At 61.3% G+C, this 1,306-nt stretch carries 2 protein-coding genes; one reads left to right on the top strand and one right to left on the bottom strand.

Annotated elements, in window-relative coordinates:
* The coding region (locus ACXRVY_RS29630; protein WP_458239036.1) for a LysR family transcriptional regulator at positions 1-281 on the bottom strand (281 nt) is incomplete at its 3' end.
* 96 nt (positions 282-377) lie between these two features.
* On the opposite strand from ACXRVY_RS29630, the gene ACXRVY_RS29625 reads away from it, so the two are divergent.
* Positions 378-1,289 (top strand): DMT family transporter, encoded by a 912-nt coding sequence (locus ACXRVY_RS29625; RefSeq protein ID WP_458239035.1) that lies wholly within the window; start codon positions 378-380, stop codon positions 1,287-1,289.
* Positions 1,290-1,306: the final 17 nt, after the last annotated feature.

Below are 1,306 nucleotides of genomic sequence, written 5' to 3'. Positions count from 1 at the left end.
ATTCGCAATGGCCCCGAGGGTTCGGCCGAAGGGTCGACCGCACGCTTGGCCTCGGCGGTGAGGGCGAGAATTTTCGAGGCGTAGGCCAGGAAGGTCTGCCCCGACGGGCTGATGCGCAGCCCTCGACCCTCACGCAGAAACAGCGCGACGCCGAGTTCGACCTCCAGAGCCTTGATCCGTGCCGTGATGTTCGACGGCACGCAATGCAGCACCTCGGCCGCACGGGCGATGCTGCCGACGTCGGCCACGGTCTTGAACATGCGAATCTGTGCCAGCTCCATACATCACCCATAGTGAACGGTTAGCGCAGTATAAGTCAGTTGTGGCGAACGATGCGCTTTCTGATACTCGGTGCATCCGCTCACAGGTGCACGACCATGACGCCGCTCACACCCTCCCCCGTTTCACCCTGGAAAATCATCCTGGCCATGACGTTTGTCGTGGCGTGCTGGGGGTATTCCCCAACCGGCATCCATATCGGCCTGCAGGCCTACGACCCCGTGCACCTGGCACTCCTGCGCTTCCTGCTGGCCTCCGTGTTCATGTCTGTGGTCGCGATATTCAAGGGCATTCGTTTGCCCAGGCTTCGAGATCTGCCGCTGATGTTCGGCCTGGGTTTCTTTGCCGTGAGCCTGCACCACGTGGCGATCAACTTCGGGCAGCAGGGTGTCAGCGCTGGGGCTTCGAGCGTCCTGGCCCAGACCACGCCGCTGTTCAGCACATTGATTGCGCGCTTCGTGTTCAAGGACCAGGTGAGCCTGTGGCGCTGGGGTTGTGTGCTGCTCGGGTTGTTTGGCGTGCTGATTGTGGTGGCGGGTGATCATGGCCTGGGCAGTATTGATGCCCACGGATTGCTGATCCTGCTGGCGGCGGTGTCCTGGAGTCTCTACTTTGCCCTGCAAAAGCATCACACCGGGCGTTACGACGGGCTGACGCTGGTGTGTTACACGGTGTGGTCCGGGACGGTGTTGTTGTTGATTTATCTGCCCGGCCTGATGGATCAAGTCGCGATTGCGCCGCTGCATGTGCAGTTCGCCGTGCTGGCGCTGGGGATTTTCCCGAGTGCCCTGGCGTACCTGGCCTGGGCCTATGTGCTGGCGCATGTCGACTTGAGCCGGGCGACGATGACGCTGTATCTGACGCCGCCGACGGCGATGGTCATTGCGTCTTATGCACTCGGCGAGCGGCCGACATTGATGATCGTGGTTGGTGGGCTGGTGGTGCTGGCGAGTGTGCTGGCGTTGAATCTGGAACGGCKGGTTGTGGTTGTTCAGGTTGCTCGGGTCTGATCCATGCTTTTTGTTGC

Source organism: Pseudomonas sp. P5_A2_2, from assembly GCF_054177685.1.
This window is presented reverse-complemented; position numbering and strand designations above follow the sequence as displayed.